The sequence below is a fragment of the Legionella fairfieldensis ATCC 49588 genome, assembly GCF_000621525.1.
Classification (GTDB): domain Bacteria; phylum Pseudomonadota; class Gammaproteobacteria; order Legionellales; family Legionellaceae; genus Tatlockia; species Tatlockia fairfieldensis.
The window spans coordinates 44,890-66,778 of record NZ_JHYC01000008.1; the positions used below are offsets into that span (position 1 = coordinate 44,890).

Here is a 21,889-nt window from a genome sequence, read left to right on the forward strand (position 1 = left end):
TGTACATAATTAATTCATTAATTTCAATTAAAGTGTAGATGACAAATGATTTGTCCGGATCTGGAAAGCAGATTGAGCCAAAGCCCAACCTGCAAATTTTGCAAACGAGAGTTACATTAATTCAATAGCAACAGCCGTTGCTTCTCCTCCGCCAATGCAGAGGGATGCAACGCCACGCTTTTTCTGATTTCTTTTAAGCGCATGCATTAAGGTCACTATGATTCGGGCGCCCGATGCGCCAATAGGATGTCCGAGAGCGCAAGCGCCGCCATGGATATTGACTTTTTCGGGGTCCAGTTCCAGTTGGGTAATCGCTGCCATGGCAACCACGGCGAATGCTTCATTGATTTCGTATAAGTCGACTTCACTGGAATGCCAGCCTGCTTTATCGAGTACTTTACGTATGGCATCCACAGGGGCTGTAGTAAACCATTGAGGGGCTTGCGCATGGCTGGCATGAGCTATAATACGTGCTAAAGGTTTAATGCCTCGTTTATGAGCATTGTCTGCAGTCATTAATACAAGGCTGGCAGCACCGTCAGAGATAGAGCTTGAATTCGCTGCGGTGACTGTGCCGTCTGATTTAAAAGCGGGGCGCAGTTGAGGAATTTTGGCCAGTTTATTTTCGTCAGGGCCTTCGTCCTGAGTGATAATGACTTCGCTTTTCCGGCCTGAAACAGTCACAGGTGCAATCTCTTCAACAAAAGCGTTATCATGTTGTGCCTGCAGCGCTCGGGTTAATGAACGAATGGCATAGTCATCCTGTTGTTGGCGGGAAAATTGAAAGTGACTTGCGGTTGCTTCTGCAAAACAACCCATTAATTGACCTCGTTCATAAGCATCTTCCAAACCGTCTAAAAACATGTGATCTTTAAGCTCTCCATGTCCCAAACGATATCCTGAGCGGGCTTTAGATAACAAATAAGGTGCATTGGACATGCTTTCCATACCACTTGCAAGAACAACGGTAGCAGAGCCTGCTTTAAGCAAGTCATGAGCCAGCATGACTGCTTTCATGCCTGAACCACACATTTTATTAATGGTTGTCGCATTGGCTGAATTAGGAATACCTGCTTTAATTGCGGCCTGACGTCCAGGTGCCTGGCCAATACCTGCCTGTAACACACAACCGGTAATGACTTCATCAATTTCCGCGGCTGAAATACCGGCCTGTTCAATAACCGCCTGATGCGCTACGGCACCTAACTCAGGAGCTGACAAGGGCGATAAACCACCGAGCATATTACCCATAGGGGTTCTTTTTGCTGCAACAATAACGATCTCATTCGGCTCCATTTTTCAATTTCCTCCTTAGGGTCTGTAATATTTACTTGTAACTGATGTCTATTTTTAAGAATAGCAGTGTTACTGGATGTTTTCTTTAAAAAGCTCGCGACCAATCAACATTCGCCTTATTTCAGAGGTACCTGCCCCAATTTCATACAGTTTTGCATCACGCAGTAAACGGCCTGTAGGGTATTCATTAATATAACCATTACCGCCTAAAATTTGAATGGCCTGTAGGGCCATCTGCGTTGCTCGTTCTGCAGCATATAAAATAACCCCCGCGGCATCTTTACGAGAAACCAGTCCTTGATCACAAGCGCGGGCAACAGTATAAAGATAAGCGCGGGAGGCGCTTAACTCCGTATACATATCGGCTAGCTTACCCTGGATAAATTGAAATTCACCAATGGCCTGATTAAATTGTTTGCGTTCATGGACATAAGGTAGAACCACATCCATACAGGCTTGCATAATACCCACAGGCCCGGCTGCCAATACCGTACGTTCATAATCAAGCCCGCTCATCAATACACGGGCCCCTTTATTTATTTCGCCCAAAACATTCTCTGCCGGAACCGCACAATCGTTAAAAACCAGTTCGCAGGTATTTGAACCACGCATACCTAACTTGTCAAGTTTTTGGGCGGTGCTGAAGCCACTCAATTCTTTTTCAATAATAAACGCAGTAATTCCTTTGCTTGCGGCTTGCTTGTCTGTTTTAGCATAGACTACGAGAACATCAGCGTCAGGACCATTGGTTATCCACATTTTAGTACCATTCAGGATAAATTGATCACCAGCAGCATGTGCCTGTAATTGCATACTCACTACATCAGAGCCAGAGTTTGATTCGCTCATGGCTAAAGCACCAACCTGTTCACCGCTGATGAGTTTAGGCAAATAGCGTCGTTTTTGTTCACTTGTACCGTTTAAATAAATTTGATTGACACAAAGATTGGAATGAGCACCATAGCTTAAACCGACAGAGGCTGAAGCACGGGAAATTTCTTCCATGGCTATAACATGGGCAAGATAACCCATATTGGCCCCCCCGTATTCTTCACTGACCGTAATGCCTAACAAGCCCATATCGCCGAATTGTCGCCATAATTGATTAGGAAACGCATTTTCTCTATCAATTTGAGCTGCCAGAGGGGCAATTTCTTTTTGGGCAAACTGATGAACGCTTTCACGTAAAAGGTCGTAAGTTTCTCCCAGTTGATATTGTAAATCAGTGTGCATCATCGCTTCCTGTTATTGAGATTTTATCCCGTATTCGTTAAAGAGTTAGACTATACCGAATCAAATTCAAGTTGCAACACTCCTGGAAAGAAGCCGATAGTAGAGGAAAAAGTTATTTTTTTGAAAAGATGATCCCTTTTAGTATAACATTAGCAATTTATTCAGTACTTGTATCATGTTTAATCTATCTCAATTACCTCCAGAAATTCTGGTTAAAATAATTTCATACCTAAAGCTAAGGCCAGAAAATGCTTTGGAAATGAGGAAAATTAATAAAAACTTTGCAAGTTTTTTTGTTACGGACAATCTATTTTGGAAAGAAAAATTTAAACAACATTTCCCTCATGCTTTGGATAAATTAAATGCGAGAGAAGGAGAAGTTAACTGGTTGGATGAATTTCATAAAATTTATAAGAAGGAATATCCTGAAGATTCTTTTCGAAAAAAATTATTATCGCTGATTAAAGAAGGTCATATTGAGGAAATAGTTGATGAAATAAAAAAGCTCAATATGTCGGGAGTAGAGAAACTGCAAAAATTAAGGGGAGCGGACAGTAACGCAATCTCTATTTTGCAATGGGCCCGGGAAAAAGGCCATCAATTATTACTCGATTATTTTTACCAGCTTGCTGTAGAGATATACACTGAAGCTGATATTAGTGATATTAAAAAGAATACAGGGCTTCTTCATTGGGCTCTTCAATGTCAGCAGTCATTACAAGAAATTATTATTCCATTGGTTGAGAAAGGAGTGAATCTTCGTAGCGGTATGCATATAGAATTCTATAAAGTAGGATTCTATAGAGAAGCCCCGCTTTATGTTCCTGCCCAAAATGGGCGGTTGGATGTGGTCAGGTTTTTGTTGGGAAAAAATGTTGATGTGGATAAGTTGAGTAATGGGAAAACTCCTCTTTATATTGCTACCCAAAATGGTCATTATGGCATAGTAAAATTATTGTTGGAAAACAATGCTGATGTTAATCGACCTAATGTTACTGGAAAAACATCACTTCATGTAGCTGCTAAAAAAGGTCACTTCGACTTGGTAAAACTTCATGTAGAAAACAATGCTGATGTGAATCAACCTGATACAAAAGGAAAAACATCACTTTATACTGCTGTTAAAAAGCACTATTTTGAGGTAGTCCAGTTCCTGTTGGAGCATGGCGCTAATATTAATCAGGTCATTAATAAAGCGCAGGACACACAATTTCATATCGCTGTAAGAAAAGGACAGTTGGATGTAGTTAAATTTTGGTTAGAACATGATGCCGATGTTAATCAAATGAATAGAATAGGTGAAACGCCGCTTCATGCGGCTGTTTTGCATGGACAACGAGTCGATATTGTTAATGCTTTATTAGAAAGAGATGCTGATATCTATGCGGAAAATGATCACGGTGATACCCCTCTTTCTCTTGCTATGTCCAAAAAAGGATGTTGGGGATATATAACTGGTTTTTTTAAACCTGAACGAGATATTAGCCCCGACATTGTTGAAGCTATTTGTAACCAACATAAAAGGTTAAAAATATAACAATATTTGTATTATTTGGTAATAAATGATGGGGATTTCTCTTATCAAAATAATCTGTATAATTTATTTTCTTAATGACTTCCCAAACAGGCAGGCATGTACTCACTGATTCGTCCTTTACTTTTTTGCCTGGATACAGAACAAGCGCATGATTTAAGTTTAGCCGCTCTGCGCTGGTTACCTCGTTTCTGTTTTAAGCGACCTGAAGGATTTGAAATCCGGACTATGGGATTGACTTTTCCACATCAGATTGGTTTAGCGGCAGGTCTGGATAAAAATGGCGAACATCTGGATGCTTTAAGCAAGCTTGGTTTTTCTTTTATTGAAGTAGGAACAATTACTCCCCGTCCTCAATCAGGAAATCCGCAACCCCGGCTTTTTCGCATACCACAAGCAGAAGCAATTATTAACCGTATGGGTTTTAATAATCCGGGAGTAGACGCTTTAGTTAGCAATATTGAACAAGCGTCTTATAAAGGCATTTTAGGAATTAACATAGGTAAAAATAAAGAGACGCTTCTGGCTCAGGCCGCGGAAGATTACTCTTATTGTTTACGAAAAGTCTATCAATACGCTTCTTATGTGACCATTAATATTTCTTCGCCGAATACGCCTGAGCTTCGATTGTTACAACAGGAAGCCTTTTTGGGTGATTTACTTGATCAGTTAATTGAAACACAAAAACGTTTAACAGACCGCTACCAGCGTTTTGTTCCCTTGGTGATTAAACTATCACCCGATGAGCCGGATGAGATATTAAAACAAATCGCTGATATTAGCGTTCAAAAAGGTATTTCAGGCATTATTGCAACCAATACAACCTGTGCACGTGATAAAATGGCTTCACTGCCTCATGGCCAGGAGGAGGGAGGTCTCAGTGGTAAGCCTCTGAGGGAGCGATCTACACAATGCCTGCGTCTTTTAAAGCAGGTGGTGGGCAATGAGTTAACGCTGATTGGTGTCGGTGGAATTGACAGTCCTGAAGCAGCCCGGGAAAAATTACAGGCAGGAGCCTCATTGTTACAAGTTTATAGTGGACTGATTTACAAAGGTCCTGGATTAGTGAGGACGTTGGTGGAAGGTTTACAATCGCGCTGATTAGCGCAAATTTTAACTTGCAAAAACAGGTGAAGGGCACCCCTGATAAGTTATTTGCAGAAGACTTGGCGCATAGGGTGATTTAGCGGTACAATTTGTCCCACTTTATATCAAGAATATCTCATACTGATGAAAAAAAAGCCTCATGGCAAAACCAGTCTGCTTTATAAACGATTACTTTCTTATGTGAAGCCTTTCTGGCCTGTTCTTTTGTTAGGCATCTTTGCCAATATTCTTTATTCCCTAATCGATGCCAGTTTTACTTATATGATGCGTCCTTTTCTTGATAAAGGTTTTATTGATATTGATATGGATTTTGTTAAAAAAATTCCTTTTATAGTTTTGTCAGGGATAGCCCTAAGAGGTTTAGTCAGCTCTTCAGGCAGTTATTGCATGACCTGGGTAGCTCGCTCCGTAGTGAAAGTATTACGTCAACGCGTTTTTGCTCATATCGTTAAATTGCCTGCTGATTATTATGATGAAGCCACTTCAGGACAATTATTATCCAAAATTCTTTATGATGTAGAGCAAGTGGCTCAGGTTAGTGCGGATGCCTTGACCGATTTTGTGCAGAATACCTGCCTGGTAATAGGTCTTTTAACGGTCATGTTCGTTATTTGCTGGCAATTATCGCTCATGTTTTTGCTAACGATACCTTTTGTAGGATTAATTGTTAATTATACGAATAAGCGGGTTCGTCGCATTAGTCATAAAGTACAGCGGTCCATGGGGGCTGTTACCGAAATAGCAAGCGAAGTCATTGAAGGGTATCGAGTGGTGCGGATTTTTGGTGGTGAGCAACATGAGATGAATAAATTTAATGAGGCGACAGAAATTTCACGCCGCAATGACATGAAGGTGGCTATCAGCAAAGCGATCAATGTTTCCGGTGTGCAGTTTGTTATTGCAGTGGGAATTGCACTCATCATCCTGGCTGCAATTAAACTCTCAACGGTCATTGTTATTACAGCAGGGTCTTTTCTCGCTATCATAGCAGCCATGCTGCAACTTATTAAACCGATGAAAACCTTGACAACCTTGAATGCGACTATTCAGCGAGGGTTGGCTGGTGCCGAGAGTGTGTTTGATTTAATGGATAAACCTGTTGAACCAAACGCGGGTAAGATGCTGCAACAACGGGTAAAAGGTGCTATCGAATTTGACCGGGTAAATTTTGCTTATCGCCGAGGGCAGCCTGTTTTACATGACATTAGTTTCAGTATTGCTGCCGGTGAAACAGTGGCTTTGGTGGGGCATTCAGGTAGCGGTAAAACGACTATTACCAGCTTGCTTCCTCGTTTTTATGAGCCAAAAAGTGGTCGTATTACTTTGGACGATGAAGCCATTGACCAATTATCCTTGCCCAGTTTGCGCAAACAAATTGCTCTGGTCAGTCAGCATGTGACTTTATTCAACGATAGCCTGGCCAATAATATTGCCTATGGATGTTTTAATGTCAGTCGGGAGCAAATTGTTCGCGCAGCGAAACTTGCTTTTGCGGATGAATTTATCAGTCGTTTGCCAGAGGGTTATGATACACGGATTGGCGAAAATGGTGTTTTATTATCAGGAGGACAACGTCAACGTTTGGCAATTGCTCGTGCCATTTTAAAAGACGCTCCTGTCCTAATCCTTGATGAAGCGACTTCAGCTCTGGATTCAGAGTCAGAACGCTACATTCAAATGGCTCTGGAGCAGGTGATGAAGGCACGTACCACTTTAATTATTGCTCATCGATTATCAACGATTAAACGAGCGAACAGGATTATTGTTATGGAACGAGGACGAGTGGTCGAACAAGGGAGCCATCTCCAATTATTGGCTTTGGATGGTCACTACGCTCAGTTGTATCGTGTACAACAATTAAGCGTAGATAACGAAGAAGTTGTTGCTTGATGACATTTTTAATTGATAAGTTATGGTATCGTAAACACCCTATACGCTGGGTTCTATGGCCATTATCCCTTATTTATGCATTCGTTGTCCGATTGCGTCGTCGTTATTTGCTACGTTTTCGCCAACAAAAAATTGCTGTACCTCTCATTGTAGTGGGTAATTTGACCGTAGGAGGTGTTGGGAAAACTCCTTTGGTTATTGCCTTGGCAAAAAAAATGCGAGACAAAGGTTTGTATGTGGGAATCGTCAGTCGTGGTTACGGCGCTGGCATCAAGCGTTTTCCTCATGAAGTGTCTCTTAATGACTCCGCTGCTTTAGTGGGTGACGAACCCTTGTTAATAGCAAAACGTACGGGATGTCCTGTCGTTATTGCGCCAAAGCGCATGCAAGCGGTTAACTATCTGTTAGAAAAGCATGCCTGTCAAATTATTTTAAGTGATGATGGTTTGCAACATTACACGATGGGGCGAGCCATTGAAATTGTGGTTATTGATGGCGTAAGAAAGTTTGGTAATGGTTTATGCTTGCCTGCCGGGCCTTTGCGAGAGCAAATCAGCCGTTTAAATCAAGAGGTTATTCTGGTAGTTAATGGTGGCGAGTGGCCTAACGCTCATGCAATGAATCTGGAGCCAGGGAAACTTACTCATCTTGCAACAGGTGAAGTCAGGGAATTGCATACCTTATCATCTCCCGTAGCAGCTGTTGCTGCAATTGGTCATCCACAACGTTTTTTCAATTTATTAGAAAAATCAGGTATTGTTTTTAAAAAATATCCTTTTCCTGACCATCACAATTTTCAGCAAAATGAACTACAATTTTTTGAAAAAACCGTATTAATGACTGAAAAGGATGCGGTTAAATGCCAGGCTTTTGCAATGGACTCCTGGTATTTTTTACCTGTAGAGGCAAAATTAAGCGACTCCTTCTGGCAGACGTTATGGACACATGAACAATTACAAGGTTACATTTGAAATGAAACGAACAGGATTGCGTGAGTTATTTGTATGTTTTACCTTACTGCTCGGGGCGAATTATGTGAATGCTACAGATTCCGCAGAGCTTGCAAAAACAGAATTGGAACCAACAGAAAATACAGCTTCTTTTCATGCGTTGCAGGCTTATTGGGTTTTTTCAGGTATCGTAGCTAATGAAAGTGGCGAACATTACAGTTATTATTTTCAAATGCAGCGCAAAGATCAGGAATTACAGGCGATTGCAACATTGATTGATAGTCAAACCAGGGAAGTCTTGCTCTTTGAGGAGGCCAGCACGATTTTGGACCATCCTGAAGCAACGAATTGGCGGGCAGAGCGTATTTTTATGCAATTTAATCCAATTAATAACAGTTGGGTATTTGGTGTAAAAGCAAAAAATGATAAAGGCTTTAATTTCAAAGTAGATATGTTAAGGGAAGCCATTAGTACGCCTGCTATACAGGATCTTCGCTCTGGCGTGGAATTGCTGGTTAATCAAACCGGACGTCTGAATGGTCATTTACAAATAGGTGAGGCCAATAAAGAGCAGTTTGTAACAGCTTCCAAGGCATGGTTTAAACAGGTTTGGGTTAGTAAACCACAAGAGGCGTTGCATCCACTGACCGGTATTTTATGCCAGTTTAACGATGGTAGTGCCTTTTATGCGGTTAATATGCAAGAGCCTGATGCCTTGCGGGGTGCTGTGGCAGGCTGGCGTGATACCCAGGGTATGCCAATTTCTATGTCCCAGTTTGTTTCTGTCAATGAAGCAGAGGAAAGTATGTGGTATATTCATATTCCTTCACCCAAAGTACGTTTATCCTTACGGGATGCTTTAGCTAAAGAAACCGAAAAACATCACCTGATTGCAGGACTCACTGAAGGTTTACCAGGTTTTTGTGTTATAAGTAAAGATGAAATTGCTCAGCAATTACCAGGGAGCATTCATAAAACGATGGGATAGCGTACTAAATTTTGTCTTATGGAAATTATTACCTAACAAATAGAGAAAACCGTGTGTTAATTTTTCGTTACTTGGCCAAAGAGGTATTTATTACTTTAGTCTCATTAACAACAATACTGTTGTTAATTTTCATGAGTAATCAATTTGTACGTTATCTAAATCGTGCGGCCAGTGGCAACATACCTGGTATGATTATCATGAAATTAATGATGATTGAATTACCTAATCTTATGGGGTTACTGTTACCTCTTGGTTTTTATGTTGCTTTACTGGTTTCCTATGGTCGTTTATATGCAGAAAGTGAAATGACTGTCTTGCAGGCCTGTGGTTACGGGCCGTCTCAACTGCTTAAGCACAGTTTGATTATGGCTGTAGGTATCAGTTTTTTCGTAGGCATGATTATGATTTGGCTTAGCCCGGTCATTGCTACCGAACGAGCAAAGTTATTACGAACTTCGGGTGTACAAACGCTCATCCAACTCATAGTTCCGGGACGATTTCGCGCGGAATCGAGTGGTAAGCATGTTTTTTATGTTGAAGCAATGAACCGTGATCACACGAAAGCCAGAAATGTATTTTTAGCCCGGTTAACTATGAAGAATAACCTTCCCCGTTGGGATGTTTTGTGGGCAGAGCGTGCTTTTGCTGAAACTGATGCCAGCACACAGGAAGATTATATTGTTTTACAACGGGGACATGAATATGAAGGGTTGCCAGGACAGGCCGATTATCAGGTTGCGGAATTTGATCAATATAAAGCCCGTTTGCCTCATCCTAAAATAAAGAGTTTGGATAAAGACTTGCGAACCATACCCACCGCAAGCTTATTGCCGTTTACCAATTCTGATAGAGCAAAGGTTGCTGAATTACAATGGCGTTTGTCTGTACCTCTAATGGTCCTCGTTCTAGCTTTGGTTGCCGTTCCTCTTAGCCGCGTTAATCCTCGTTCCGGGAAATATGCAAAATTATTACCGGCTATTGTTCTCTATATTGTTTACGCCAATTTTATGTTTATTTCACGTGACTGGGTAGCTGCGGGCAAAATTCCTTTATGGCTTGGCATGTGGTGGCTTCATTTAAGTGTCGCTTTGATTGGCTTGTTTTTACTCTGGCGTAATCGGATGAAATTGTCATGAAGCTGCTTGATCGTTATATTGCCAAAACAGTGCTTGCTGCGATTGCTTTAGTGACTTTGATGTTGGCTGGTTTACAGATATTCATCCTTTTTGTGAATCAGCTGGATGATCTGGGCAAAGGAGGTTATAACATTGTACAGGCAGCCTTGTATGTTTTTCTACAGATGCCTTATCAAGTGTATTTGTTTTTTCCGATGGCAAGTTTGTTGGGTTGCCTGATTGGATTAGGAATTATGGCGAATCACCGCGAGCTGATAGTGATGCGCGCAGCCGGGATGTCTATTGCCCAAGTTACAGGTGCTGTGTTAAAAGCCGCTTTAATTGTAATTCTTATTGTAACGGTAACGGGAGAGGTGCTGATACCCAGGTTGGCTTACTTTGCCAATAATCAGAAAATGCAAGCATTAAGTAACGGACAAACCTTACGCACAGCACAAGGTGTCTGGTTACGGCATCAAAATGATTTTATTTTTATTGGGATGATTTTACCAGGTAATAAATTATGGCAAGTCTACCAATTTCGTTTTGATGAAACGTATCATTTGCAACGGGCAAGAGAGATTAACCATATAGACTATGATAATGGTCAATGGCGGGCTTATGATGTTAAGGAAACGGTTATTAATCGGGAAAACACTCAGGCCCAACGACTTCCTGAAATGGTGTGGGATGTGTCGGTAAAGCCCAATATCCTTAGCGTAAGCAGTAGTGAACCTGATGAGATGACTTTACATGAATTACGACAATTTTTGCGTGCACAAAAACAAAGCCATCAAAATGCTTATAACTATCAGTTGGCTTATTGGCAACGTTTGATTCAGCCATTAACCACCGTAGTCATGATGATTCTGGCTATTCCTTTTATTTTTGGTCCCCTGCGCTCTTCTACGATGGGTTCAAAGCTCTTGACAGGCGCTACCGCTGGTTTCGGATTTCATATTGTTAATCGTTTTTTCGGTCCTTTAAGTCAGGTTTTTCAATGGCCTGTAGAAATTGCAGCGTTGGGTCCCACCTGCCTTTTTGCTTTATTGGGTGTTTATCTCATGAAAAAGGTAAAATAATGGCTATTTTTCGGCACGTGATGGAGTTTTTGCTGAATCCTTTTTTCCTGATTTTGTTAGTGTTTGCCGCTCTCGTTGTATTATTATGGCTGAATGGGGATACTCGGGTTGTAAGACATGGTTTTTTATGGATATTGGTTTTGTTGCTTTTATTCAGTACGGGGTGGGTTGCTAAAAATTTAACACGTCGATTGGAAGATCAATATACTGCAGTAAAAACCGTTGATCCAACAGTACGTTGGGTAGTTGTCTTTAGTGGTGGTCAGGCTAAGAACATTATTAATATGCCAACCAATTCATTGTTAAGTACTGTAAGTATCAAACGTTTGATTGAAGGTGTTCGGTTATATCGTCAACTACCTGCGGCTAAACTTTTGTTGTCAGGAGGAGGGTATGGATTTGAAGTTCCTGAAGCGACTCATTTGTCAGAATTAGCTTCCTGGTTTGCGATTCCTGCGAGCGACATGGTGTTGGAAACAAAATCAATCAATACCGTGGATGAAGTGAATGCTATTAAACAGATAGTTCATAATGACCCTTTTTATTTAGTCACCTCGGCAATTCATATGCCTCGTGCAATGAAACTTTGTAAAGAAGCCAATCTACAGGCAATCGCGGCACCTACCGATTTTACTTTTTACTGGGATGATGAGCGATGGGTAAAAACCTATTTGCCTAATCCGTATAATCTGTTTTATTTAAGCGTTGCCATGCATGAGCTTTTAGGCAGGTTTTGGGAGAAAATTCAAGCTTGGCAGAAATGAATAACAATTCTGGATGCTTAGGAAACAATAAATTTAAATTATTTCTTAAAATATCGCAACTATTTAAAAGCTGTTCTGTCATTCCTGTTTAAATTGATTTCAACAGTCCTGTTAACATAGGGAGCAACCGATTTTTTTCTTCAATGAAGAACTCGTTTTTATTTCTTTTGATGGAGAAAAAAATTGTGCACTATTTATTTCTTGAATCTTATTTTTTTGGAATTGATCTATTTTTTCTTCTACCAGATTCCTGGCTGAGTTTATATCATCAGACTCTTGTAACCCTAATTCTTCACAAGCCTGCTGTACTTTTTTGTCGTTAATTAATAACATCATCTTGTTTTTAGTTTTGGCATCTATTGGTAAATCCAAGAGGCTTAATACAGTGTACTTAATAATTTTTTCCGCATTTCGAATGATCGCTTTTCTTTGTTGATAATTACTTAAAATATCTTCTCTCTCTGTAGGATATTTAGCTAATAAATGATCTTTATGTCTCGTTGCTTCTTCTATATCTTTTATTGATCTAAACTCATCATAAAAAGAATCTGTTTTTTCTAAAAGATTAGTCAATGTTACTTCTAACTCATCCAATGAAGGGCGCTGCTCGATCACTTGATTTGTACAGGCATTCATTAGTTGAGTAATCTCCGTGTTTGATAGCTTATTTTTTGTTTGCAAAATACTCATCATGACACCTAATATATAGACGTCCATGGAGGGGGAAGCAGGAGAAGGAGGGATTTCCTGCCGGAACCAACATTCGGGTGGAAAATATTTGAATTTTTCAATCAAATTATATTTAGTGCTCATATCCTTAGAGAAGAATAAAGAGGGCAGAAGCTCGCCTTTTTTTCTTGAAAATCCGCCATCCAACAGGAAGCTTTCTTTGCTTTTTTCATTATAAACGATATTGTCTTCCTTTAAGTCGATGATTATTAGTCCTCGACTATGAGCATATTTTAATGCCTTAACTGCTGAAAGATATATTTGTATAAAATTGTTTGAATTTCTAATTGATAACTCGGAATAAAGTGTCCCAAAAATTTCAGGAACAACTAATCGATAACTTTCTTTGTCCATCAATGAAAAGTTTTTTTCATCAATAGTCATCTCCGGAACAATTAATTGACAGGTATTTTGTTTTATCTTAAACAATCGAGTCTTTTCTCTTGGGTAAATCGTTCGATAAAACCAATATTTATGGAACACCTCTTCCGCATCTATCTCCTTGTTTTGGGGAGATAAAATGACTCTTGATTTATTTGTAGAGGATGAAAACAAACGGACTATACAATAACTTCCTTCTCCTTTTGATTCACGGAAAGTATAGGTGTCTTTGTTATTTTCATCGTCACTTTCATAGGTTGAATCTTTGTCTTCGGGGCTAATGTATCTTTGAGGCATAGGTTTTATTAATTGTTAAATAATGCAAATAGAATAACTGTTTAATCTTAACCCATTATTAAATCAGCGCTATTATTTTTTTGTTTTCTTTGTACTTGGACAAAAAAGCCATTAACGGCGAATTGCCGACGAAAGTCGGCATCCAATTTCGTATTAAAGATTCTCGTGACAAAGTTAAACGTATCACGGAAGCGCGTTGGTCAGTGAAATCTATCATTGTGAAATAAAGCAAACTTGTGAATGATTTAACCTCAAGTCAGATTATCTGATTCTAATAGAATTAACATATTAAACAACTAACTTTTTTCTTAACAGAAGGAATCTTTTTTGTTTCTTGTGATGAAGAAAAAAATTGCGTTCTACTTCTTTCTTTAACCGCATTTGTTTGAAATTTAGCTATTTGTTCTTCTACGAAACTCACTGCTATAGTGATATCATCGGAGTCTTGTAACCCCAATTCTTTATAGGCATGTTGTAATTTTTCGTCCTCGATTAATCGCTTTATATTTTCTTCAGTATTAACATCTATCGGCAAATCCAAAAGAGCTGATTCAGTTTGCTCAATAATTTTTTCTGCATCACAAATAATTTTTTTTCTTTTTTGATAACAGCGTAAAATATTTTCTCTCTCTTCAGGATACTTAGCTAATAAATAATCTTTACGTTGTGCCGTTTTTTCCGTATTTCTAATTGATTTAAACTCATCATAAAAATCTTTTATTTCTTCTGAGAGGCTTAATTTCTCATAATGCAGAAGAAGAGCAGTCAATTCTACTTCTAATTTTTCCAGGGAAGGGCGCTGTTCGATCACTTCATTTTTACAGGTGTTAATTAATTGAGTAATTTCGTGGCTTGACAGGTTATTTATTTCCTGCAAACGCTGCATCATTGTACCTAATGCATAGACATCCATGGAGGGAACAGCGCGAAGAGGACCGCTTTCCTCTAAAAACCAACATTCGGGAGGTAAATAATTATATTTGTTAATGTTCTTCGCTTTATTGGCAGCATCCTTACAAGCGAAGTGAGAGGATAGAAATTCTCCTTTTTTTCTTGAGAACCCTCCATCGATTAAAAAACTTTCTTTATGCTTTTCATTATAAATAATATTATTTTCTTTTAAGTCGATAATAATTATTCCCTTACTGTGAGCGTATTTTAATACTTGAATTGCTGAAAGATAAATTTTTATAAAATATGTTGGGGTTTTTATTTCTAAAAGGGAATAAATTTTTCCAGAAATTTCTGGAACAACTAATCGGTAACTTTCTCCTTCATTGAATGAAAAAGTTTGTTCATTCGCATTAATTTCTGGGACAATCAGTTGACAGGTATTTTTGTTTTTCTTAAACAAAGAAATTTTTTCGTTGGAGTAAATAGTTCGATAAAACCAATACTTATTGAAAATTTCTTCTTCATCTATTTTTTTTCCTTCCTCTTCCTTTTTTTTCAAGGGAGATAAAATTACTTTTGATGTATTTGTTGTAGTGGATAAAAATAAACGAGCTCTATTGTAACCTCCTTTTCCTATTTTTCCCTTCCGTTTATCGAGATAATAGGTATCATTGTCACTTTCATAGGCTGACTCTTCGTCTTCTGTGCTAATATATTTTTGAGGCATATTTTCTTTCTAATAGTTCTTTCTAATTATTAAATTACGCAGATAGTATAATAATTTTACCTTAACTAATTATTAATTCGGTTTCTCCATTTGCTTCCCTGAATGTTTATTTAATAACCTATTTGTCAGATCGAAGCTCTTTATAGAAAAGGTGAACTTCAGCAAGGAACATTTATTTTAGATTCTTTAAGAGAAAGTTTGAAGGAGCTATGTGAGCGGCCTTCTAAGCTTGATAAAAAGTAACTTATAGGTTACTTTTTAAATATGAAAATAAAAATTGCATCTTATATAACAAAAGACGGCATTGATCCATTTGCTAAATGGTTTGATAAACTAAATGCTATTGCTGCCGCAAAGGTATCTACGGCGCTATATCGTATGGAGTTAGGAAATTATTCTAATGTCAAATCTCTGGGGAATGGTGTTTTTGAATATAAGATTGATTTTGGCCCTGGATATCGTATATATTTTGGACAAGATGGTGAGGAACTAGTGATTTTAGTGGGTGGTGGATCAAAAAAGCAACAGGATAAAGATATTAAAATCGCTAAAAATTATTGGCAAGAGTATACGTTAGCAAAAAGACGAGGGTAGTATTATGGCCTTAACAAGAGAGTTTAAAAGTACCATCCGAGACAGAGCTCAAAAAGACTCTGAATTTAGAAAGGCTCTATTAATCGAGGCTGTTAATTCTTTATTAGCAGATGAGCTTGATGTCGCAAAGTCTTTATTAAAAGATTATATTAATGCATCTATTTTATTTGAGCCCTTAGCAGAAAGGGTTCATAAAAATAGTAAAAGTTTACAAAGAATGTTTAGTCCCAAGGGCAACCCTACGGCGCAGTCATTATTTTCAGTTATTCATGTTCTGCAAGAAGCAGAGGGAATAAGGCTTACTGTAAACGAAACGCATTAAATTTGATAGGTAACGAGACCACATCAGGTTAAAGGGGTAAAGGGGTAAAAGCCCGGGCACACCTAAAACATTTCGCGGCAGCAACTGAACCTGAAGTAATGCACACTTCGTTAACTTAAGCGCAACGTTTCATCAGGTTGACTGCGTTTAGTTCCTGCTCCAAAAGAAACTGCTGATGCCACAAACTGGTTTCAAATTGCTGAACTAATCGCATGAGTGTGGGTTTATCCACAGAATGAATTAATTTTTTACAATACCATTATTAATAAAAAAAGAAGGATAAAGATCACTTATACGAATCTAAATTTTATGTGCTCTAAAAACGTTTCTGCAGAAAACAAATAATAAGAAATAAAAAGAGCCGCTATAATCTCCAGCTAAAATTAGGTAAAATAAGCCACTTTTATTACCTTGATGGTCTCATGCCAAAGCGAACTGATATCCAATCCATCCTTATTCTTGGAGCAGGACCCATTGTTATTGGGCAAGCTTGTGAGTTTGATTATTCTGGCACTCAAGCAGTGCGTGCATTAAAAGAAGAAGGATACCGAGTCATCCTCGTCAATTCAAATCCAGCAACCATTATGACGGATCCGGAACTTGCCGATGCGACGTACATTGAGCCGGTTCAATGGCAGGAAGTAGCACGAATTATTGAAAAAGAACGGCCAGATGCTTTATTGCCGACAATGGGTGGGCAAACTGCACTTAATTGTGCATTGGATCTGGTTCGTGAAGGCGTGTTGGCCAAGTATTCTGTCGAAATGATAGGCGCTAGTCGTGAAGCGATTGATCGAGCAGAGGATAGGGACAAGTTTCGCCAGCTTATGAAAAAAATTGGTTTGGAAATGCCTCGTTCAGCAATCGCTCATTCACTGGAAGAAGCCTTTCAGGTGCAGGCTCAACTTGGATTTCCGACTATTATCCGTCCTTCATTTACCATGGGTGGCAGTGGCGGAGGTATTGCTTACAATCGAGAAGAGTTTGAAGAAATTTGTACTCGGGGTCTGGAACTATCCCCAACCCATGAATTATTGATTGATGAATCTGTTCTGGGCTGGAAAGAGTTTGAAATGGAAGTAGTGCGAGATAAAAATGATAATTGTATCATTGTCTGCACTATTGAAAATTTAGACCCAATGGGTGTACATACCGGTGACTCCATCACAGTGGCTCCCGCTCAAACGTTAACCGACAAAGAGTTTCAACGGATGCGTGATGCGGCAATCAAAGTGTTACGTGCAGTAGGGGTAGACACAGGTGGATCAAATGTGCAATTTGCCATTAATCCTGAAGATGGTCGTATGTTAATTGTTGAAATGAATCCTCGCGTGTCGCGTAGTTCCGCGCTGGCTTCCAAAGCAACCGGTTTTCCCATAGCAAAAATAGCGGCTAAATTGGCAATAGGTTATACGCTCGATGAATTGGACAATGAAATTACCGGGGGTAAAACCCCCGCTTCTTTTGAGCCGAGCATTGATTATGTAGTGACTAAAATACCTCGGTTTAACTTTGATAAATTTCCTCAAACCTCCAGGACATTAACTACTCAAATGAAATCTGTGGGCGAAGTAATGGCTATTGGCGCCAATTTTCAGGAGTCTTTACAAAAAGCCATTCGCAGTCTTGAAACAGGTCAGTTCGGATTACATCCTCTTTTCAAAAAGGAAGATGATATGGCAAGGTTACGAGGTCATTTACGCGAGCCAACCCCGGATAGATTATGGTACATCGCCGATGCTTTTCGTTGTGAACTGTCGCTGGAAGAAATTTATCAGGAATCAAAAGTAGACCCCTGGTTCCTGGCGCAGATTCAGGAACTTGTTTTTTTGGAAAGTACACTATCAGGAAAACTTATTGATGAGGTGGATAAAGACACACTGCATCGGCTAAAGCGCCGCGGTTTTGCTGATGCTTATCTTGCCAGGCTACTCTATTGCAGCGAAGAGGAGGTAAGATCTCGCCGTTTGGAACTGGGCGTTGCGCCTGTTTTTAAACGGATTGATTCCTGTGCGGGAGAATTTCCTACCGATACCGCCTATCTTTATTCTTGCTATGAAACGGTTTGTGAAGCTCAACCAGAATCCGATAAGAAAAAAATCATGATTTTAGGTGGTGGACCCAATCGGATTGGCCAAGGCATTGAATTTGATTATTGTTGTGTTCATGCAGCGATGGCTTTAAGAGAAGCCGGTTATCAGACAATTATGGTAAATTGTAATCCAGAAACGGTATCTACTGATTTTGATACGTCTGACAGACTTTATTTTGAACCGGTTACCCTTGAAGACGTTCTGGCCATTGTTGCCATTGAAAAACCCGCAGGTGTTATTGTGCATTATGGTGGTCAAACACCGCTTAAGCTGGCTCGTCAGCTGGAAGCGAATGGAGTCACTATCATTGGCACCTCGCCTGATGCCATTGATAAAGCTGAAAACAGGGAGCGCTTTCAGAAACTGGTCGCTGAACTTGGTTTGCATCAGCCTGCAAATGGTACAGTGTGTAGTGAAGAAGAGGCGCTCTTGTTGGCCAAACGTATTGGCTATCCTTTAGTAGTAAGACCTTCTTATGTATTGGGTGGCCGTGCTATGGAGATAGTCTATCAGGAAGATGATTTACGACATTATTTAGCTCATGCTGTGGAAGTATCGAATGATTCACCCGTATTATTGGATAAATTTTTAAATGACGCCATTGAAGTGGACATCGACGCGGTCTGCGATGGAGAGGACGTGATGATTGGCGCTATTATGGAACATATCGAACAGGCAGGCATCCACTCCGGCGATTCCGCTTGCACGTTACCGCCTTTTAGCTTAAGTGTGGTAGTACAACAGGATTTAATTGAGCAACTCCGGCAAATGGCATTGAAGCTGGGTGTTGTTGGGCTGATTAATGCACAATTTGCTATTCAGGCTGATGATATTTATGTGCTGGAAGTTAATCCTCGTGCCTCACGTACAGTGCCTTTTGTTTCCAAAGCAACGGGATTGGCACTGGCAAAAATTGCTGCCCGTTGTATGATAGGACAACGTTTAAAACAACAAGGTTTAAGTCAGCATTATCCCATGCCTTCGTTTTATTCCATTAAACTTCCCGTCTTTCCTTTTATCAAATTCTCAGGAGTGGATTCCATTTTAGGCCCGGAAATGAAATCAACGGGCGAAGTGATGGGTATTGCCAGACGCTTTGGTCAGGCTTATGCGAAAGCTCAACTAGGAGCTGGCTGTAATATAGTAAAAAGAAGGCGGGCTTTTGTATCCGTACGGGATGCTGATAAAACACGGGTTGGCGAAATAGCAAAGCGTCTTATTCAGTTAGGTTTTGAACTGATAGCAACTCGAGGGACTGCTTTGGTCATTCAGGCAGCAGGGATTGATTGCCGCCGGGTTTTTAAAGTGGCTGAGGGTAGGCCCCATATAGTTGATTTTATTAAAAACAATGAAATTGATTTTATTGTAAACACAACTGAAGGAAAACAGGCAATTGCGGACTCTTTTGCGATTAGACGCAATGCATTACAACACAAGGTCAGCTATACTACTACCTTATCTGGCGCAGAAGCCGCTTGTTTGGCCATGAAATATGAAGACCGGGAAACGGTCACTCGATTACAGGATTTACATTAGAGGTGGATATGCAAAAGCATCCAATGACAGTTCAAGGTGCACAGGCACTGAAAGAAGAATTACAACGACGTAAATTTGTAGATCGCCCTACTATTATCGAAGCGATTGCTACGGCACGCGAGCATGGTGATTTAAAAGAAAACGCAGAATACCACGCTGCTCGTGAACAACAAAGTTTCAATGAGGGTCGTATTCAAGAGCTGGAAGCAAAGTTGTCGCATGCTCAAATCGTGGATATTAGTAAATTAACCAATAATGGAAAGGTGGTTTTTGGGGCTAAGGTAGGCGTTTGCCATCTGCAAACTGAAGCTGAAATCAGCTATCAAATTGTAGGCGAAGATGAGGCGGATATTAAAATCAACAAGATTTCCTATAGCTCCCCGATCGGTCGCGCATTGATAGGTAAGGAAGTAGGAGATACTGTATCCGTCCAAACGCCTGGGGGGGTAGTCGAATATGAAATTATTGAAGTGGATTACACTTGAAATAGATTTTTCTAAATATAGAAACCTTACTATAGATAGCTATCCTATTCTCAGTAAAAGGGTGATTTTTGTATAAAAGATATTTTTCAATTCCAATGAAATTTATAAGTGATGTTATCTTATCTTGCTTCATGTCCTTCCCGCATAGGCGGGAAACCATTTTCAAGACGGAGTGATGTCCCGTTTGTAGGATAAATTCCCGTCTGCGCGGGAAAGACAATGGCGTTAAATGCTCCTTAATGACATATCCCGTGAATCTCTAATCAAAATTTAAGAAAAAATTAATCGATAATATATTAGATAGGAAATTAGGCACTTCAAAACGTCGTATATATTGATTCATATAACCCATCTCAGTAGAAAACACTGCGTTTGCGTGGGTTTTATAACCAATACCAATAAAAAATCGGTTTTGATCAAACCCTCTGCCATTTTTTCCAATGAAATTGTTGGTATGCCAAAATACTTCATCATGGCTTACGAAGCTAAAATGGGGGTAATATTGGAAAGGAACCATTATTTTAACCAGTTGTCTTATTCTATATGCAACTTTGAGGCGATGTTCTAAAAAAAATTGTTGCTCTGTCCGGGTTCGACTGGAAAATGTAAAATGCGGATTCGATTTAATCCATAAAAGTTGTTGCCAAATTCTGTTTTCTTTAAAGGGCACACGGGTAAAAGGTATACCCGTGTGAATCCATGCGTAGCCAAGCCAGATACTGGTGTTTCTGGTGATGGAATATCCCAGACCAGTTCTTAATAAAGTTTGTGAAAAACGACTACTATCATCGCCAATGCGTTCTTGACCTTCTAGCCAGTATTTAAAAGCATGCCATGATGTATTTTCTTTCGAAAAATTCCCTGTTACCGTTAAATTAAGCCAGGATTGGAAATCACGTTCGGTAGTACACACCCCTTCAGGAGAGTGAATTAAAGTAAAGAAAGCCAGGCCACATAAGAGGTATTTTCTAATCCTAGTCAAAATAATCCTTGAACGTTGCTCTGAGTACACCCTATTGATTTTGCCACATTCGAATTAATATTGTATATAGGCGGGTATCCCCGGTAAGCATTTGCTTGAAGGTTCACATCTCTTTCCCTTCAAAGCGCGAAGGTATTACGGCAGATAGTAAAAGGGATTAGGCAGCTTAAACCCTTTTTGTGCATACCCTCCTTTTAAGTCACTGTATTGATCACCAATTGAGGCAATGATGGTATAGCCTTGTTGAGCAATAGCCGCCCTGGTTTGGGATTTAAAGGGAACAATGGAGGATTGGTTATAATGATTAGGACGTAAATAAAGGCCGGCCCAATGATGATAACCTGCTCTGGTCAGGTTAATTTTGGTGGCCTGTAACTCTGATTGAGGTCTTCCTGTTACAAAAAAGATATTTACGCCATGTTTTTGTGCGTTGTGATAGAAAGATAACATAGGATAAATAGCTGGAGCATCAGCAGCAAGGATATCTTTATGAATGAGATTCTTGTCGCCTATGAAATCTCGTTGGACCATTCGATTATAATTACTCAGGCTAGTCTCATCGATATCAAGAATTACAGCCAGTTTCTTTTTATTGCCGTGTTGAGCGTTGTCAGTGATCTGTTGCAGAATATAATCTTGTGCTTTTGCAATCACACTGGCTAACTCTTTTTCATAACGACCAGAATCGTGATAGATTTTTACCTGCTGTTTTACAAGACTAAGATTGGGAGGCTCAGTAAAATTTAAAGGTTCGGCATAAGATGTGGAAAAGAGAAAAATAAAACCACATACAATAGAAGATAAGCGAAAAAATGTCCCGGAAGTCTCAATAATCATTGTTATTTGGTCAAAATAAAAGGCCAAATTATACCTTGACAAGTATCTTTGTC

18 protein-coding genes are annotated in these 21,889 nt (G+C 39.6%); 12 read left to right on the plus strand and 6 right to left on the minus strand.

Features of this window, described 5'->3' with window-relative positions:
- Nucleotides 1-111: 111 nt before the first annotated feature.
- Together T345_RS0102595 and T345_RS0102600 are read right to left on the minus strand one after the other, a co-directional pair.
- Complete coding sequence (locus tag T345_RS0102595; RefSeq protein WP_028387976.1) at nt 112-1,296, minus strand: acetyl-CoA C-acyltransferase; 1,185 nt, start codon at nt 1,294-1,296, stop codon at nt 112-114.
- A gap of 69 nt (nt 1,297-1,365) precedes the next feature.
- Nucleotides 1,366-2,529 (minus strand): isovaleryl-CoA dehydrogenase, encoded by a 1,164-nt coding sequence (locus T345_RS0102600; protein ID WP_028387977.1) that lies wholly within the window; start codon nt 2,527-2,529, stop codon nt 1,366-1,368.
- A 175-nt stretch (nt 2,530-2,704) separates the two neighbouring features.
- Between T345_RS0102600 and T345_RS0102605 the strand changes: the two genes are divergently transcribed.
- The 8 genes from T345_RS0102605 to T345_RS0102640 all read left to right on the plus strand — a co-directional run bounded on the left by T345_RS0102605 (nt 2,705) and on the right by T345_RS0102640 (nt 11,959).
- On the plus strand, nt 2,705-4,066 hold the full coding sequence (locus T345_RS0102605; protein WP_084273716.1) for an ankyrin repeat domain-containing protein: 1,362 nt from the start codon (nt 2,705-2,707) through the stop codon (nt 4,064-4,066).
- 96 nt (nt 4,067-4,162) lie between these two features.
- The gene (locus T345_RS0102610) at nt 4,163-5,164 is read left to right on the plus strand and encodes a quinone-dependent dihydroorotate dehydrogenase (protein WP_028387979.1); all 1,002 of its coding nucleotides are present in this window, start codon (nt 4,163-4,165) and stop codon (nt 5,162-5,164) included.
- 129 nt (nt 5,165-5,293) lie between these two features.
- On the plus strand, nt 5,294-7,060 hold the full coding sequence (gene msbA / locus T345_RS0102615) for a lipid A export permease/ATP-binding protein MsbA (protein ID WP_028387980.1): 1,767 nt from the start codon (nt 5,294-5,296) through the stop codon (nt 7,058-7,060).
- A complete protein-coding gene (gene lpxK / locus T345_RS0102620; protein WP_028387981.1) occupies nt 7,060-8,031 on the plus strand; it encodes a tetraacyldisaccharide 4'-kinase in 972 nt (323 codons plus the stop codon). Before msbA ends, lpxK begins: the two co-directional genes overlap by 1 nt.
- Before the next feature lies 1 nt (nt 8,032).
- The gene (locus T345_RS13340) at nt 8,033-8,998 is read left to right on the plus strand and encodes a hypothetical protein (protein ID WP_051555096.1); all 966 of its coding nucleotides are present in this window, start codon (nt 8,033-8,035) and stop codon (nt 8,996-8,998) included.
- Nucleotides 8,999-9,051: 53 nt separating this feature from the next.
- On the plus strand, nt 9,052-10,134 hold the full coding sequence (lptF, locus tag T345_RS0102630) for an LPS export ABC transporter permease LptF (protein WP_028387982.1): 1,083 nt from the start codon (nt 9,052-9,054) through the stop codon (nt 10,132-10,134).
- The gene (gene lptG, locus T345_RS0102635; RefSeq protein ID WP_035918003.1) at nt 10,125-11,195 is read left to right on the plus strand and encodes an LPS export ABC transporter permease LptG; all 1,071 of its coding nucleotides are present in this window, start codon (nt 10,125-10,127) and stop codon (nt 11,193-11,195) included. Before lptF ends, lptG begins: the two co-directional genes overlap by 10 nt.
- Complete coding sequence (locus T345_RS0102640; RefSeq protein WP_028387984.1) at nt 11,195-11,959, plus strand: YdcF family protein; 765 nt, start codon at nt 11,195-11,197, stop codon at nt 11,957-11,959. Before lptG ends, T345_RS0102640 begins: the two co-directional genes overlap by 1 nt.
- A 111-nt stretch (nt 11,960-12,070) precedes the next feature.
- On the opposite strand, the gene T345_RS0102645 is transcribed toward T345_RS0102640, so the two are convergent.
- Both T345_RS0102645 and T345_RS0102650 read right to left on the minus strand, forming a co-directional pair.
- Nucleotides 12,071-13,366 carry a protein kinase domain-containing protein gene (locus tag T345_RS0102645; RefSeq protein ID WP_028387985.1) on the minus strand — a complete coding sequence of 432 codons (1,296 nt, stop codon included), beginning with the start codon at nt 13,364-13,366 and terminating at the stop codon, nt 12,071-12,073.
- A gap of 280 nt (nt 13,367-13,646) precedes the next feature.
- Nucleotides 13,647-14,987, minus strand: a complete 1,341-nt coding sequence (locus T345_RS0102650) for a protein kinase domain-containing protein (protein WP_028387986.1) — start codon at nt 14,985-14,987, stop codon at nt 13,647-13,649.
- A gap of 264 nt (nt 14,988-15,251) precedes the next feature.
- Here T345_RS0102650 and T345_RS0102655 point away from each other — a divergent pair, with 264 nt between their 5' ends.
- From T345_RS0102655 to greA, 4 genes are all read left to right on the plus strand, one after another.
- Nucleotides 15,252-15,581, plus strand: coding sequence for a type II toxin-antitoxin system RelE/ParE family toxin (locus T345_RS0102655; protein WP_035918006.1), 330 nt, complete (start codon nt 15,252-15,254; stop codon nt 15,579-15,581).
- A 4-nt stretch (nt 15,582-15,585) separates the two neighbouring features.
- On the plus strand, nt 15,586-15,903 hold the full coding sequence (locus tag T345_RS0102660) for a helix-turn-helix domain-containing transcriptional regulator (RefSeq protein WP_028387988.1): 318 nt from the start codon (nt 15,586-15,588) through the stop codon (nt 15,901-15,903).
- Between the two features lie 422 nt (nt 15,904-16,325).
- The gene (gene carB / locus T345_RS0102665) at nt 16,326-19,532 is read left to right on the plus strand and encodes a carbamoyl-phosphate synthase large subunit (RefSeq protein WP_028387989.1); all 3,207 of its coding nucleotides are present in this window, start codon (nt 16,326-16,328) and stop codon (nt 19,530-19,532) included.
- Nucleotides 19,533-19,540: 8 nt separating this feature from the next.
- Complete coding sequence (gene greA / locus T345_RS0102670; RefSeq protein ID WP_028387990.1) at nt 19,541-20,017, plus strand: transcription elongation factor GreA; 477 nt, start codon at nt 19,541-19,543, stop codon at nt 20,015-20,017.
- 259 nt (nt 20,018-20,276) lie between these two features.
- On the opposite strand, the gene T345_RS13345 is transcribed toward greA, so the two are convergent.
- Both T345_RS13345 and T345_RS0102680 read right to left on the minus strand, forming a co-directional pair.
- Nucleotides 20,277-20,999: a DUF2490 domain-containing protein gene (locus T345_RS13345; protein WP_242604564.1), complete on the minus strand. Its 723-nt coding sequence runs from the start codon at nt 20,997-20,999 to the stop codon at nt 20,277-20,279.
- A gap of 135 nt (nt 21,000-21,134) precedes the next feature.
- Nucleotides 21,135-21,836 (minus strand): HAD family acid phosphatase, encoded by a 702-nt coding sequence (locus T345_RS0102680; RefSeq protein ID WP_028387991.1) that lies wholly within the window; start codon nt 21,834-21,836, stop codon nt 21,135-21,137.
- Nucleotides 21,837-21,889 lie beyond the last annotated feature (53 nt).